We start from the raw sequence: 14,758 nt of genomic DNA, 5'->3' as shown, positions 1-14,758 counted from the left end.
GCGTTGTATGGTTAAGCCTCACGGGTAATTAGTACAGGTTAGCTTAATGGCTCACACCACTTCCACATCCTGCCTATCAACGTTGTAGTCTTCAACGGCCCTTCAGTTAACTCAAGTTAAAGTGAGAACTCATCTCGAGGCTCGCTTCCCGCTTAGATGCTTTCAGCGGTTATCGATTCCGAACGTAGCTACCGGGCAATGCAATTGGCATCACAACCCGAACACCAGCGGTTCGTCCACTCCGGTCCTCTCGTACTAGGAGCAGCCCCTCTCAATTCTCAAACGCCCACGGCAGATAGGGACCGAACTGTCTCACGACGTTCTAAACCCAGCTCGCGTACCACTTTAAATGGCGAACAGCCATACCCTTGGGACCGACTTCAGCCCCAGGATGTGATGAGCCGACATCGAGGTGCCAAACACCGCCGTCGATATGAACTCTTGGGCGGTATCAGCCTGTTATCCCCGGAGTACCTTTTATCCGTTGAGCGATGGCCCTTCCATTCAGAACCACCGGATCACTATGACCTACTTTCGTACCTGCTCGACGTGTCTGTCTCGCAGTTAAGCTTGCTTCTACCATTACACTAACCGTACGATGTCCGACCGTACTTAGCAAACCTTCGTGCTCCTCCGTTACTCTTTGGGAGGAGACCGCCCCAGTCAAACTACCCACCAGGCACTGTCCACAACCCCGATTCAGGGGCCTATGTTAGAACATCAACACTACAAGGGTGGTATTTCAAGGACGGCTCCACACAATCTAGCGACTGTGTTTCAAAGCCTCCCACCTATCCTACACATGTAGGGTCAATGTTCAGTGCCAAGCTGTAGTAAAGGTTCACGGGGTCTTTCCGTCTAGCCGCGGGTACACAGCATCTTCACTGCGATTTCAATTTCACTGAGTCTCGGGTGGAGACAGCGTGGCCATGGTTACACCATTCGTGCAGGTCGGAACTTACCCGACAAGGAATTTCGCTACCTTAGGACCGTTATAGTTACGGCCGCCGTTTACCGGGGCTTCGATCAAGAGCTTCGCCGAAGCTAACCCCATCAATTAACCTTCCGGCACCGGGCAGGTGTCACACCCTATACGTCATCTTTCGATTTTGCAGAGTGCTGTGTTTTTAATAAACAGTCCCAGCCACCTAGTCACTGCGACTCTCGTCCGCTTAGAGAGCAAGTCTCATCACAGATAAGAGCGTACCTTCTCCCGAAGTTACGGTACAATTTTGCCTAGTTCCTTCACCCGAGTTCTCTCAAGCGCCTTAGTATTCTCTACCTGACCACCTGTGTCGGTTTGGGGTACGATTCGAAATAATCTGAAGCTTAGAGGCTTTTCCTGGAAGTATGGCATCAACAACTTCACATCCGTAGATGCTCGTCTCGTATCTCAGCCTTAAAGAAACCCGGATTTACCTAAGTTTCAAGCCTACATACTTTCACATGGACAACCAACGCCATGCTTGTTTAGCCTGCTCCGTCCCCCCATCGCAATTATTCCAAGTACGGGAATATTAACCCGTTTCCCATCGACTACGCCTTTCGGCCTCGCCTTAGGGGTCGACTCACCCTACCCTGATTAGCATGGGATAGGAACCCTTGGTCTTCCGGCGAGCGGGTTTTTCACCCGCTTTATCGTTACTCATGTCAGCATTCGCACTTCTGATACCTCCAGCATGCCTCCCGGCACACCTTCAACAGCTTACAGAACGCTCCCCTACCCCGCGAATAAATTCGCAGCCGCAGCTTCGGTGGTATGTTTAGCCCCGTTACATCTTCCGCGCAGACCGACTCGACCAGTGAGCTATTACGCTTTCTTTAAAGGATGGCTGCTTCTAAGCCAACCTCCTGGCTGTCTGGGCCTTTCCACATCGTTTCCCACTTAACATACACTTTGGGACCTTAGCTGGCGGTCTGGGTTGTTTCCCTCTCCACGACGGACGTTAGCACCCGCCGTGTGTCTCCCGGATATTACTTATTGGTATTCGGAGTTTGCAAAGGGTTGGTAAGTCGGGATGACCCCCTAGCCTTAACAGTGCTCTACCCCCAATAGTATTCGTCCGAGGCTCTACCTAAATAGATTTCGGGGAGAACCAGCTATCTCCCGGTTTGATTAGCCTTTCACTCCTAGCCACAGGTCATCCGCTAGCTTTTCAACGATAGTCGGTTCGGTCCTCCAGTCAGTGTTACCTGACCTTCAACCTGCCCATGGCTAGATCACCGGGTTTCGGGTCTATACCCAGCAACTAAACGCGCAGTTAACGCTCGCTTTCACTACGGCTCCCCTAATTGGTTAACCTCGCTACTGAATATAAGTCGCTGACCCATTATACAAAAGGTACGCAGTCACAGAACGAATCTGCTCCTACTGCTTGTACGTATACGGTTTCAGGTTCTATTTCACTCCCCTCACAGGGGTTCTTTTCGCCTTTCCCTCACGGTACTGGTTCACTATCGGTCAGTTGGGAGTATTTAGCCTTGGAGGATGGTCCCCCCATATTCAGTCAAAGTTTCACGTGCTCCGACCTACTCGATTTCACTGTAAATAAGTTTTCGTGTACGGGACTATCACCCTGTATCGTCAAACTTTCCAGAATGTTCCACTAACTACATTACAGCTTAAGGGCTAATCCGATTTCGCTCGCCGCTACTTTCGGAATCTCGGTTGATTTCTTTTCCTCGGGGTACTTAGATGTTTCAGTTCTCCCGGTTCGCCTCACTTACCTATGTATTCAGTAAGTGATACCACTAAGTGGTGGGTTTCCCCATTCGGAAATCCTAGTCTCAAGCGCTTTTTACTAGCTTGACTAGGCTTATCGCAAGTTAATACGTCCTTCATCGCCTCCAACTGCCAAGGCATCCACCGTATACGCTTAGTCACTTAACCATACAACCCAAAATGGTTTGTATCGTCAAAGACAGTTTTTAACTCCGCCAGAAGTTAAATATTGAATACTAAAGTAGATACCAACATATTCTTTATTAAAGAGTATGCGGCATATTTTCTTTACTTTATTTTGAGAACTCTAAATTAAATATTGCACTTACTAAGTAAGTACTTAATTTAAAGTTTGTCAGCTTTCCAAATTTTTAAAGAGCAAATTAACTAAGCTATTGCTTAGCTAACAATCATCTGTGTGGACACTTCGAACAAAAAGTTCTAAATCGTATAAGGAGGTGATCCAGCCCCAGGTTCCCCTAGGGCTACCTTGTTACGACTTCACCCCAGTCATGAATCACTCCGTGGTAAGCGCCCTCCCTAAGGTTAAGCTACCTACTTCTGGAGCAACCCACTCCCATGGTGTGACGGGCGGTGTGTACAAGGCCCGGGAACGTATTCACCGCGACATTCTGATTCGCGATTACTAGCGATTCCGACTTCATGGAGTCGAGTTGCAGACTCCAATCCGGACTACGACGCACTTTAAGTGATTCGCTTACTCTCGCGAGTTCGCAGCACTCTGTATGCGCCATTGTAGCACGTGTGTAGCCCTACACGTAAGGGCCATGATGACTTGACGTCGTCCCCACCTTCCTCCGGTTTATCACCGGCAGTCTCCTTAGAGTTCCCGACCGAATCGCTGGCAACTAAGGATAGGGGTTGCGCTCGTTGCGGGACTTAACCCAACATCTCACAACACGAGCTGACGACAGCCATGCAGCACCTGTCTCAGAGTTCCCGAAGGCACCAAACTATCTCTAGTAAGTTCTCTGGATGTCAAGTGTAGGTAAGGTTCTTCGCGTTGCATCGAATTAAACCACATGCTCCACCGCTTGTGCGGGCCCCCGTCAATTCATTTGAGTTTTAACCTTGCGGCCGTACTCCCCAGGCGGTCTACTTAATGCGTTAGCTTTGGAAGACAGTTCCGAAAAACCGAACTCCTAGTAGACATCGTTTACGGCGTGGACTACCGGGGTATCTAATCCCGTTTGCTCCCCACGCTTTCGTACATGAGCGTCAGTGTTGACCCAGGTGGCTGCCTTCGCCATCGGTATTCCTTCAGATCTCTACGCATTTCACCGCTACACCTGAAATTCTACCACCCTCTATCACACTCTAGTTTGCCAGTTCGAAATGCAGTTCCCAGGTTGAGCCCGGGGCTTTCACATCTCGCTTAACAAACCGCCTGCGTACGCTTTACGCCCAGTAATTCCGATTAACGCTCGCACCCTCCGTATTACCGCGGCTGCTGGCACGGAGTTAGCCGGTGCTTCTTCTGTTGCTAACGTCACAGCTAGCAGGTATTAACTACTAACCTTTCCTCACAACTGAAAGTGCTTTACAACCCGAAGGCCTTCTTCACACACGCGGCATGGCTGCATCAGGCTTGCGCCCATTGTGCAATATTCCCCACTGCTGCCTCCCGTAGGAGTCTGGACCGTGTCTCAGTTCCAGTGTGGCTGATCATCCTCTCAAACCAGCTAGGGATCGTCGCCTTGGTGAGCCATTACCTCACCAACTAGCTAATCCCACTTGGGCCAATCTAAAGGCGAGAGCCGAAGCCCCCTTTGGTCCGTAGACATTATGCGGTATTAGCCATCGTTTCCAATGGTTGTCCCCCACCTAAAGGCATGTTCCCAAGCATTACTCACCCGTCCGCCGCTCGTCATCTTCTAGCAAGCTAGAAATGTTACCGCTCGACTTGCATGTGTTAGGCCTGCCGCCAGCGTTCAATCTGAGCCATGATCAAACTCTTCAATTAAAAGTGTTTTTGGACATAAGTCCGACTCAATGAATTCTGATTTTGATATTCCATCTACAAGAGATGAGATATCGAATTGACTGTGCTGAAATAAACTATGTTTATTTCCGTTGGTCACTCAGTTCAATTAAGTCTAAATTTTGTTACGCTTTTAAAGCGTATGTTAGAACTTAATCTGTACGAGTGCCCACACAGATGATTGCTTCTATTTGTTAAAGAACTACGTTCTCAGCTCAGGGCTGTTTAAAGAACGCTGCAAGTGCTTTACTTGCCGCGACGCTTCGTCGCTGTTAGGGCCGCGTATGTTACGCTTTCATATTTTTTTGTCAACACTTAATTTTGATTATTTTCTTTTTATTTTGAAAACTTTCAAAAGTCAGTTTTACTTGACTCAACCAACTCGTGATTCGCTGCTATGCTGCGTCGTTCCCCGTGTTGGTGGAGGCGCATTATAGAGAGATCCGAATTTGGATCAACCCCTATTTCAAACTTTTTTTAGTTTTTTGGATCGTTTGGGTGAAATACGTACAAAACAGCTCGTTTTTATACGTTTTTGCCTGTTTAATGGGCTTTTTAAACTTAACTTAAATAATTTTACCGCTTATTTGTTCTGATATTATTGCCTTGTGAGCAAAGTAAGATAAGATAAGCATGAACATTTGTTAATTTTATGTTTAATTTGTGTAATTCGGAATCTTTAAAATGAGTTCATCGCAACAAAAATCATTAATAATAATTTTTATCGCATCTCTTATCGGCTATGCCGTAGTTCATTTTGCATTATCATCAGTACTTACAAGTTCATCTTTAGCTATTGCTGTAGGCATTTTGATTGGTGGTGTTCTTGCAAGCTTTTCTGCTCATGGTGCAACTGAAAAGAAAGAAGCAAGTAAATCACTTTATGTTGGTAATTTACCTTATAAGGCAAACGAAGCGGTTGTTAGAAGTTTATTTGAACAACACGGGAAAATATTCTCTGTTCGCCTATTAAAGGATAAGCATACTGGTAAACGTCGCGGCTTTGGTTTTGTAGAAGTCGCAGAAAAGGATGCCGATAAAATTATCTCGGCATTAAATGATAAAGAGTTTCAACAGCGCACTTTAAAAGTGCGTGAAGCGAAACAAAAGTCAGATGACAATAATTCTTCGGATGATAGTGTTAATCATTAATCACGGAGATTTTTAATTTAGTCTGTTCTAAAGCAGCCGTAGCATAATAATCTATCGGCTGCTTCTTATTATCTACCACATTACACTCGCCAATGAGACTCGATACACGATTCGCAATTGCCTCTCCAGAATCGAGTAATTGTAAATCATGCTTTATTAACTGTTTAAGTTCATTTGCAATAATTGGAAAATGCGTACACCCCAAAACTAAATGATCAATTTCACTGTTTATTGCTAATTTATCGAGTTCTTGAGCTAACGTTTGCATATCTAATGTATTAAACCAGAACTTGTGTTCAGCTAATCTTACTAGTTCGCTGGAACCATATAAGTCAACTTCACAGCTTCTTGCAAAATCATCAATCAATGTTGCGGTGTATTCATTTGCAACTGTTGCAGGCGTTGCTAATACGCCAATTCGTTTGCTTAAGGATTTCTCTGCAGCTGGTTTAATTGCTGGTACAACGCCTACGATAGGAAAATCAAATTGTGCGCGAAGTTGCACTAATGTTTGTGTGCTGGCTGTATTACAGGCAACAACCAATATATCGACAGGCTCAATTACTTTGATAAATTGAGTTAACAGACTAGTAATACGCTGCGTTAAAAATTGTGAAGAGCGTTTTCCGTACGGCAGGTATTTGTTGTCCATAAGATAGCTGAATTTTGCACTCGGTAAACTCGCTTGAATATGTTCAAGTACCGATGTGCCACCAATGCCAGAATCAAATACAACAATGTGTTTAGCCAAACTACCCGACCTAATACGTTATTAACCCGAGTAGTTTGCCATAGATTTTTTAATTCACAAGCGATGGCCTAGCTTTCTTTTTGTTGCTTTTGATTTAGCTGTTCAAAAAAGCTGGTACTGTAATCCAAGAGATTCTCTTTATTGGCCTGCTGTTGATTCAACCAAGTTAATAGTTGCGTCAATTGATTTTCAATATTGAGTGGCTTCGCTTTGTCATAGCTTTCTTTTAGCCCTTCATTTATTGGTTCAAATTGCTTAGCAATTTCTCGACCGGGTTGCGTCGTTTGATATTCTCGCACACTTGCTCTGACTTCTGTTTGCTGCAAGTTCATCGACATAGCCACCAATTGTGGGGAGTCCAAGTTTAGATTTTTTGCTTGCTCAAAGGCTTCATCAAGCGAGCCATTAAAGAACTCGTTACTAACTTCTTGCAAATCTGACATAAGTTCATTAATTGCCGCTACTTCATCTTCATTCAAATCACCTTCGACTGAAAATGAGTAAGCTTGTGAACTCGATTGAGAAGACGAATAACTCAACGACTCGCCTTCTTCGCTCTTGTTATATGATAACTGCTCTGATGAACTGAACTGGCTATTATAAGTCAGCTTGATAATATCACCTTCAGCTGTTTTAATTTCAAAGCTTGCACCATTATCTAACTGATAAAAGTTTTGACCATTAAAAGCGGCATCAGAAGGACCCTTTTTTTCTGGGTTGAATATCGATTGCTCAAACTCATCCAAACCGTCAAAAATTAACTCTCGACTTTTCTCAATGCCTTGCTCAATTTCGTCGGTATACAGCTCACTATCTTTTAATTCCTCAACAGCCTCACCAATTCCTTGTTCGACGCCTTTGCGTGCTTGCTCAAACATGTTGGTAAGCTTGTCATTATCTGCTCCATCTGCTTTCGCACCTAAAATAGCACCTTTAACAAAAGATAATACATTCTTTGCTATTTCTTCAAAATCGAATAAGTCTTCAGGCTTGGTAGGCTCAACTTTACTTTCAAATGGCATTGCCCCCATCATTTTTTGATACGAGATTTGACTTGCAATTGTTAGTCGTTGAGACATGGTAAACACGTCTTTAGACGATGCGTTTTGTGCTATTTCGTTTGGTTTATTTTGAGAAAAACCATACTTGTTTTCAGGTTGATACCCCAATCCACCCACTTTCATAATCATTGCCTCCATTTCAGAATACCTACTTATCGACCAAATAGTAGACAACTTAAGTATAAATCATTAATTTAAGCGTTATTCGTTCTCCCTATATAAAGGTAATACACACTTAGTTAAGTATGTAATTCGATGTTGCTAAGGCTAAGTTTTCTGATGAAGTGCTTCTAAATCGATAAATAATAACGTGATTAACAATCAAAAAAGTTCGCGTAAATGACTCGTTATTTAAGTGAGTCAGTATAAGTATGTCACATTTTTTCTATGCTATAACTGGACAAAGAAAAACCACAACCTACAATAGCGCGACTCGCACACTAGAGGTTAAAAAGCATATGCCTGTAATTCAAATAGACACTTCACAATACGACGAACAACTTGCTGAAAAAGAACAACGTATCAGCCAACAATTTGCGCAATTTAACACGCCCAAATTAGAAGTATTTGCGTCTGAAGCAAAAAATTACAGACAACGTGCAGAGTTTCGTGTGTGGCATGAAGGTGAAGATTTGTTTCACATTATGTTTGACCCTGAAACAAAAGAGAAAATCAGAGTTGATCAGTTTGATCCTGCAGCACCATTAATTTGTGAATTAATGCCACGTTTGTTAGACCTGCTAAAGCCGAATGAAATTTTACGTCGTAAACTCTTCCAAATTGATTATTTGTCGACACTAAGCGGACAAATTCTTGTTAGCTTAATTTATCACAAGCAACTTGATGACGAATGGGTAAACGAGGCAAATAAGCTAAAAGCGTTACTAAAAGAAGAGTTCGATATCGATTTTATTGGCCGAGCTCGCAAGCAAAAAATTGCGCTTGGTGAAGAATATGTCATCGAAAAGCTGAATGTAGATAATCGTGAACTTGTTTATCAACAAGTTGAAAATAGCTTTACTCAGCCAAACGCCAAGCTAAACGAGCAAATGCTCGAATGGGCAATCGATGTCTCAAAACCTCTAAATAATGATCTACTAGAACTTTATTGTGGTAACGGTAACTTTTCAATTGCGTTAGCGCCAAGCTTTAATCGCATACTCGCCACCGAAATTTCCAAGTCATCGGTTAAGTCCGCACAATTTAATATTGCCGAAAACAAAATCGACAACCTCGATATAATCCGTATGTCGAGTGAAGAGTTCACTATGGCAATGAATGGTGAAAAAGAGTTTTCACGCTTAAACGGTATCGACCTTAAAAGTTACAACTGTCAAAGTATTTTAGTCGATCCGCCTCGTGCAGGTTTAGATAAAGACACCACTGATTTAGTGCAAGGGTATGACAACATTATCTATATTTCATGTAACCCAGATACGCTGGAAAGAGATCTACAACAATTAACGCAAACTCATAAAATCGCGCGTTTTGCCATTTTTGATCAGTTCCCGTATACCCATCATATCGAATCCGGCGTATTTCTAACGCGCAAGTAAAAAATTCATCATAAAAAAGCAGCTATTTAGCTGCTTTTTTTTCTTTGGTATAGCTTGATGCCCCTTTAGCAATATAACGCAATTGCCAAATAATGCGCTCGGTAAGTTGCTCACGCTGTGGTTTGGTGAGATCAAGCGCTTCAGCGCCTGCGTTAAATACTAACGTAACCATTGCTTCTGCTTGAATATACGCGTGATTAGCATCACAACCAGTCTCATTTTCTAAATAATGCGCGAGTTCGAGAATAAAGTGCTTAATTTCACGAGCAACTGCCGCCCTGAAAGCTTTTGAGGTACCCGAACGCTCTCGTAATAATAAACGGAACTGGTTACTCGACTCATCAATAAACTCCATAAACGTCAACACAGATATATTGATAATACTGCCACCGCTTTCAATACGGCGGCGAGCCTGACGCATCAATTGACGCAACATCAAGCCTGCCTCATCAACTAAGGTTAACCCAAGCTCATTCATATCTTTAAAATGGCGATAAAAAGACGTAGGTGCTATTCCCGCTTCGCGTGCGACCTCACGTAAACTTAAATTAGAGAAGCTATGCTCCGCACTCAGCTGGTTAAAAGCCGCTGCAATTAAAGCCTGTCTTGTCTTTTCTTTTTGTTGTGCGCGAATACCCGACATACGTCCCCCATCTAATTTGCACGCAGTTTACCACAGAAAAAATATTTATGAATTTTGTCGAATTCACTTGATAAAAAGGCCATATAAAACTATTTTAGCGTACAAGTGTACGCTGAGATTTTTAAGAATGAAAAAACCACCGATTATTTGGCTTAATACCCTCTTTTTTACCATCACCTTTTTAGCTGCTGTTACCATCGTGCCTTGGTACGGTCTAGCCTATGGCTACAGTAGCGCAAACTGGATCGCATTTATTGCATGTATGTTTTATTGCGGTTTATCAATTACTGCCGGTTATCACCGTTTATGGGCGCACAAAACTTATGAAGCCCATGCCGTGATTGAGTTTATTTTTGCGATCGGCGGTGCGTTCTCAATTCAAAACAGCGCGTTACATTGGAGTTCAGATCACCGCTTACATCATGGCAAAGTTGATGACGCTGAACACGACCCTTACGCAGCGACTCGCGGGTTTTGGTACAGCCACATTGGTTGGATGCTGCGCGAATATCAAGCACATAGGTACAACGACTACTCAAACTGCCGAGATTTACAAAAAAATCGTATTGTGATGTGGCAACATAAATATTATTTGGCACTTACCCTTATTACCAACTTTGGTATCCCTCTAGTGCTCGGTCTGGTGTTTGGTAATGTATGGGGAATGTTACTTCTTGCGGGTTTATTGCGTTTAGTACTGAGCCAACACTTCACTTTTTTCATTAATTCGCTGGCACATATTTGGGGTTCTCGCCCTTACACTGAATCAAACACCGCCCGCGATAATGGCTTTTTAGCATTATTCACATATGGTGAGGGGTATCATAACTTCCACCATATTTTTGCATCTGATTACCGCAATGGTATCCGATGGTGGCATTACGATCCGACAAAATGGCTGATAAAATCACTGTCATTTTTGGGATTAACCTCAAAGTTACGCAAAACACCGCAAGAGCGAATTGAACGTGCAAAAGCGGCAACTTTAATGGAAAAAACCAAACGCACCTTGCTTGAAAAGCAAGACAGTCATGTGCAATTAGATAAACTGCAGCACGAATATGAGTTGTTATTAAGTAAAATACAGCACTATTATAAAGTAAGAAAACGCTTACTAGAGATGCGCAAAAACAAAGTGATACAGCAATGTGAGCAATCACAATTGAAAAAGCAGTATAATGACATTAAAGCGTCTTTAATAAACCAACAACAAAACTGGCTGGCGTTAAACAAAGCCTTAATTAAAGGGCTCGCAATAAACTAGTTAAAGGAACACTCTGTGACAAAAAAACAAGCGACTAAAAAACAGTATGATTATGATGCCATTATAATTGGTACTGGCCCTGGTGGTGAAGGTACTGCTATGAACCTTGCGAAAAGTGGCAAGCGCGTAGCGGTTGTTGAAAAACAACCGAAAGTGGGTGGTGGTTGTGCTCACTGGGGTACAATTCCATCGAAAGCACTTCGCCACTCGGTTAGTCGCTTAATTGAGTTTAATTCGAACCCGCTGTTTAATTCACAAGCTCACAGAGAGCGCATGACTTACCCTGATATTTTAGATCATGCGAGTAACGTAATTTCAAAGCAGGTTAATTTACGCACCAGCTTTTATGATCGTAACCGTATTACGCTAATTCATGGCGAGGCGAGCTTTGTTGATAAAAATACGATTTCAATTTTAAAAGACGACGGCTCGAGCGAGTCATTATCAGCGCAAACAATTGTAATTGCGACGGGCTCTCGCCCTTATCGCCCTGCTGAAATCGACTTTAATCATAAACGCGTTTACGACAGCGATACCATTTTAGGTCTCAAGCACGACCCTCGTCATATTATTATTTACGGTGCAGGTGTAATTGGCTGTGAGTATGCTTCTATTTTTCGCGGCCTAGGCGCTAAAGTAGATCTTATAAACACCCGTGATCGCCTACTCGCTTTCCTTGATGCAGAAACATCTGATTCATTAAGTTACCACTTTTGGAATAGCGGTATTCTAATTCGCCATAACGAAGAATTTAAAAAAGTAGAAACCCGCGATGATTGCGTCATTATGCATATGCAATCAGGTAAAAAAATGCAAGCTGACTGCCTACTGTTTGCCAACGGCCGAACAGGTAACACCGACAAGCTTAACTTATCAGCAATTGGTTTAAGCTCAGATAGCCGGGGCAATTTGAAAGTAAATGAAAACTATCAAACTGAAGTCGAAAATGTCTACGCAGTTGGCGATGTAATTGGTTACCCCAGCCTTGCAAGTGCGGCATTTGATCAAGGTCGAATCGCAGCAGATGCCATCACCACAGGCGAGTGTAATAAAAAACTAGTTCGTGATATTCCAAGCGGTATTTATACTATTCCAGAAATTAGTTCCGTTGGCCGCTCTGAGCAAGAACTCACCGCAGCAAAAGTACCATATGAAGTAGGTCGCGCACAGTTTAAACACTTAGCTCGCGCGCAAATTGCCGGTACAGAAGTTGGTAGTCTAAAAATCCTATTCCATATCGAAACAAAAGAGATTCTAGGTATTCACGTGTTTGGTGAGCGTGCCGCTGAGATCATTCACATTGGGCAAGCTGTAATGGAACAAAAAAATGGTGGCAACACCATAGAATACTTTGTTAATACGACATTTAACTACCCAACCATGGCAGAAGCTTATCGGGTTGCTGCGCTTAACGGATTGAATCGGTTAATTAAATAAAGTAAAAAGGCACTTTATGTCAGGTTTATTACAAACATTCACATAAAGTGCCGCTTTTTTAAACTAATGCTTGAGATCGTGTAAAATTATTGTAAACTTAAAAGCCTAAAAAAATAATAATAGGCTGTTAAGTATGAAAACCCCCACTCTATTACTTGCCTCAGCACTATCTTTGTTTTCTGTAAGCAGTTTTGCGGACTATTCAACTGCAAAGTATTATGAAAAACAGGGAGATGTTGAAAAATATGTGAGCGAACTAACCAAGATTGCAAAACTTGGCCATGTTAATGCGCAATACGATCTCGCAACTGCCTATTTAAATGGTCAAGGCGTCGAAAAAGATATTACCAAAGCCTATGCATGGTACTTATTAGCTAAAGATTTTGGCCACCCGCAAGCGAAAGACAAATATCGCGAATTGCGCAAGCAAGTACCTTCGCGCCGTGAAGCAAAAGAAGCATATATCGACTTAAAAGATAGCTTTGGTAAAAAGCTTCATGATTTACGCTATGCGCCTATTTCAAAGCATACCAATTTCTTCCCTGAGCGCGCTAAATTATTAGAACGTGTAGAACCTGAAATCGATGGTAACACTCGTTCAGCGTCTAAAGCTTGGGTAACAATTGGCTATAATGTCAACGAAAGTGGGGTCGTTGAAGATAGCCGAATTCTAGCATCATTTCCAAAAGGCGTTATCGACGAAGCTGCTTTAGAAGCAGTGAAAAAATGGAAATTCGAGCCAGATGTAAGCCCAACAGGTGAACCGCGTCGCGTATTTGATCTGGTTGCTTCATTTACTCTTGGCTCTGAAAATAGCAAAGTTAAACGTGAATTTGAGCGCGCACTTACTGAATACAAAACCAAGCTTGTCGAGCTTGCAGATAAAGGTAACAGTGTTGCACAAAATCGCTATGCATTAATGTTAGAGCACGGTGTACTTGAAAAAGCATCAGAAAACGAGCATATCGATTGGTATTACAAAGCCGCTATTAATGGCAATCATGATGCACAAATGCGCTTAATGCACTGCTTTGAAAATGGCGAAGGTTGCCAACCTGATGAAGAAAAAGCGTTTAACTGGTTACAACGTGCTTCAGAATCTGGTAACGAGCGCGCGCAGTATCAACTAGCACGTATCATGCTAAATTACGGCAGCATACATTATGATGTTGAAACAGCTGCTGAGATGCTAAAAACCGCAGCGCATAGCCAGTATTTACCGGCAATGATTGAATATTCTCGCTTACTCGCATTTTCTGACGTTGCTGAGCTACGTGACGCACAAAGCGCAATTAAGTATGCAGAGTTAGCGCGTGCTGTTGATAATAATCATCCAGTACTATTATCAGTACTTGGTAGTGCGCACTCTGAACTTGGCCGTGTACAAGAAGGTCAAGTGTTACTGCAACAAGCACTCAATGAAGCGAATAATCGCAGCTGGCCAGCACAAAACTACATTAAGTTAATTGAACTTAGTGAAGCCTCAATGATGGCTGACACTACATCTGATTCTTACTAAGCTTATCGGCGAGCCGAGTTGGCTCTGGTAAACGATATTTAGTGACACATTGAAGAGCAAGCTGCAAAGCTTGCTCTTTTGTTATTAAGTGACCGGGCGAAACAAAAAGCGGCTTCACCTTATCCCGTGAGCGCACAACATAACCACTCTTCTTATCATTAATCACCAGATCTGAAATCGACCCTTTAATTAACTCCGGCTCATCAAATTTACCAACCAAACAGCTTTTCGCAATGCCTAGTGTCGGCACATTTAAAATAACGCCTATATGACTCGCTACTCCGAGCCCTAACGGATGCGCAATACCCTGACCATCAAACATTAATACATCAGGTGAGATTTTAAGTTGCGCAAGCGCACTCAGTATTGCACCACCTTCTCGAAAGCTTAATACACCAGGAATATATGGAATTACGGTTGGGGCTTCATAAACAGTAAGCTCAACCATTTCTAGACTAGGAAAACTGAGCACCACAATGGCAGCTCGTGTTGTTTTGCCCCTGTTGGGAAATGCAACATCAATACCCGCAATGTATCGCACAGAGTTTTGCATTGGTGTTAATTTAACTTTAGCAGCTAATTTTTGTTGAATTAACTTCGCGTTGGCAACGCTGCCAGGCCAAGTAATAAAATCTGTAATCGCCATAAAGA

9 protein-coding genes and 2 rRNA genes are annotated in these 14,758 nt (G+C 42.9%); 5 read left to right on the top strand and 6 right to left on the bottom strand.

All coding sequences use genetic code 11. The annotated features are described in order from the left end of the window. Positions 1–7 precede the first annotated feature (7 nt). Positions 8–2,890: ribosomal RNA gene (locus tag ACXAFE_RS01115) — 23S ribosomal RNA — on the bottom strand. A gap of 283 nt (positions 2,891–3,173) precedes the next feature. Beyond that, positions 3,174–4,706: ribosomal RNA gene (locus tag ACXAFE_RS01110) — 16S ribosomal RNA — on the bottom strand. Together the 16S and 23S rRNA genes form the textbook arrangement of a ribosomal RNA operon. Before the next feature lie 702 nt (positions 4,707–5,408). On the opposite strand from ACXAFE_RS01110, the gene ACXAFE_RS01105 reads away from it, so the two are divergent. Next, the gene (locus ACXAFE_RS01105) at positions 5,409–5,876 is read left to right on the top strand and encodes an RNA recognition motif domain-containing protein (RefSeq protein ID WP_054981580.1); all 468 of its coding nucleotides are present in this window, start codon (positions 5,409–5,411) and stop codon (positions 5,874–5,876) included. Here ACXAFE_RS01105 and murI read toward each other — a convergent pair. Then, entirely contained in the window at positions 5,866–6,627 is a 762-nt protein-coding gene (gene murI, locus ACXAFE_RS01100; RefSeq protein WP_475147328.1) for a glutamate racemase, read from the bottom strand. The genes ACXAFE_RS01105 and murI overlap by 11 nt on opposite strands. 68 nt (positions 6,628–6,695) lie before the next feature. Further along, entirely contained in the window at positions 6,696–7,826 is a 1,131-nt protein-coding gene (locus ACXAFE_RS01095) for a DUF5610 domain-containing protein (RefSeq protein ID WP_152960841.1), read from the bottom strand. 320 nt (positions 7,827–8,146) lie between these two features. Between ACXAFE_RS01095 and trmA the strand changes: the two genes are divergently transcribed. Further along, a complete protein-coding gene (gene trmA, locus ACXAFE_RS01090) occupies positions 8,147–9,244 on the top strand; it encodes a tRNA (uridine(54)-C5)-methyltransferase TrmA (RefSeq protein WP_475147320.1) in 1,098 nt (365 codons plus the stop codon). A gap of 22 nt (positions 9,245–9,266) precedes the next feature. On the opposite strand, the gene fabR is transcribed toward trmA, so the two are convergent. Next, entirely contained in the window at positions 9,267–9,887 is a 621-nt protein-coding gene (gene fabR, locus ACXAFE_RS01085; protein WP_100912456.1) for an HTH-type transcriptional repressor FabR, read from the bottom strand. Between the two features lie 127 nt (positions 9,888–10,014). Here fabR and ACXAFE_RS01080 point away from each other — a divergent pair, with 127 nt between their 5' ends. From ACXAFE_RS01080 to ACXAFE_RS01070, 3 genes are all read left to right on the top strand, one after another. After that, complete coding sequence (locus ACXAFE_RS01080; RefSeq protein ID WP_475147316.1) at positions 10,015–11,151, top strand: acyl-CoA desaturase; 1,137 nt, start codon at positions 10,015–10,017, stop codon at positions 11,149–11,151. Between the two features lie 15 nt (positions 11,152–11,166). Further along, entirely contained in the window at positions 11,167–12,588 is a 1,422-nt protein-coding gene (gene sthA, locus ACXAFE_RS01075) for a Si-specific NAD(P)(+) transhydrogenase (protein WP_054980458.1), read from the top strand. A 133-nt stretch (positions 12,589–12,721) separates the two neighbouring features. After that, a complete protein-coding gene (locus ACXAFE_RS01070) occupies positions 12,722–14,107 on the top strand; it encodes a TonB family protein (RefSeq protein WP_010562172.1) in 1,386 nt (461 codons plus the stop codon). On the opposite strand, the gene nfi is transcribed toward ACXAFE_RS01070, so the two are convergent. Beyond that, positions 14,088–14,753, bottom strand: coding sequence for a deoxyribonuclease V (nfi, locus tag ACXAFE_RS01065; protein ID WP_475147304.1), 666 nt, complete (start codon positions 14,751–14,753; stop codon positions 14,088–14,090). The two genes, ACXAFE_RS01070 and nfi, sit on opposite strands and share 20 nt — an antisense overlap. Positions 14,754–14,758: the final 5 nt, after the last annotated feature.

Source organism: Pseudoalteromonas sp. ABV4_021, from assembly GCF_056159365.1.
This window is presented reverse-complemented; position numbering and strand designations above follow the sequence as displayed.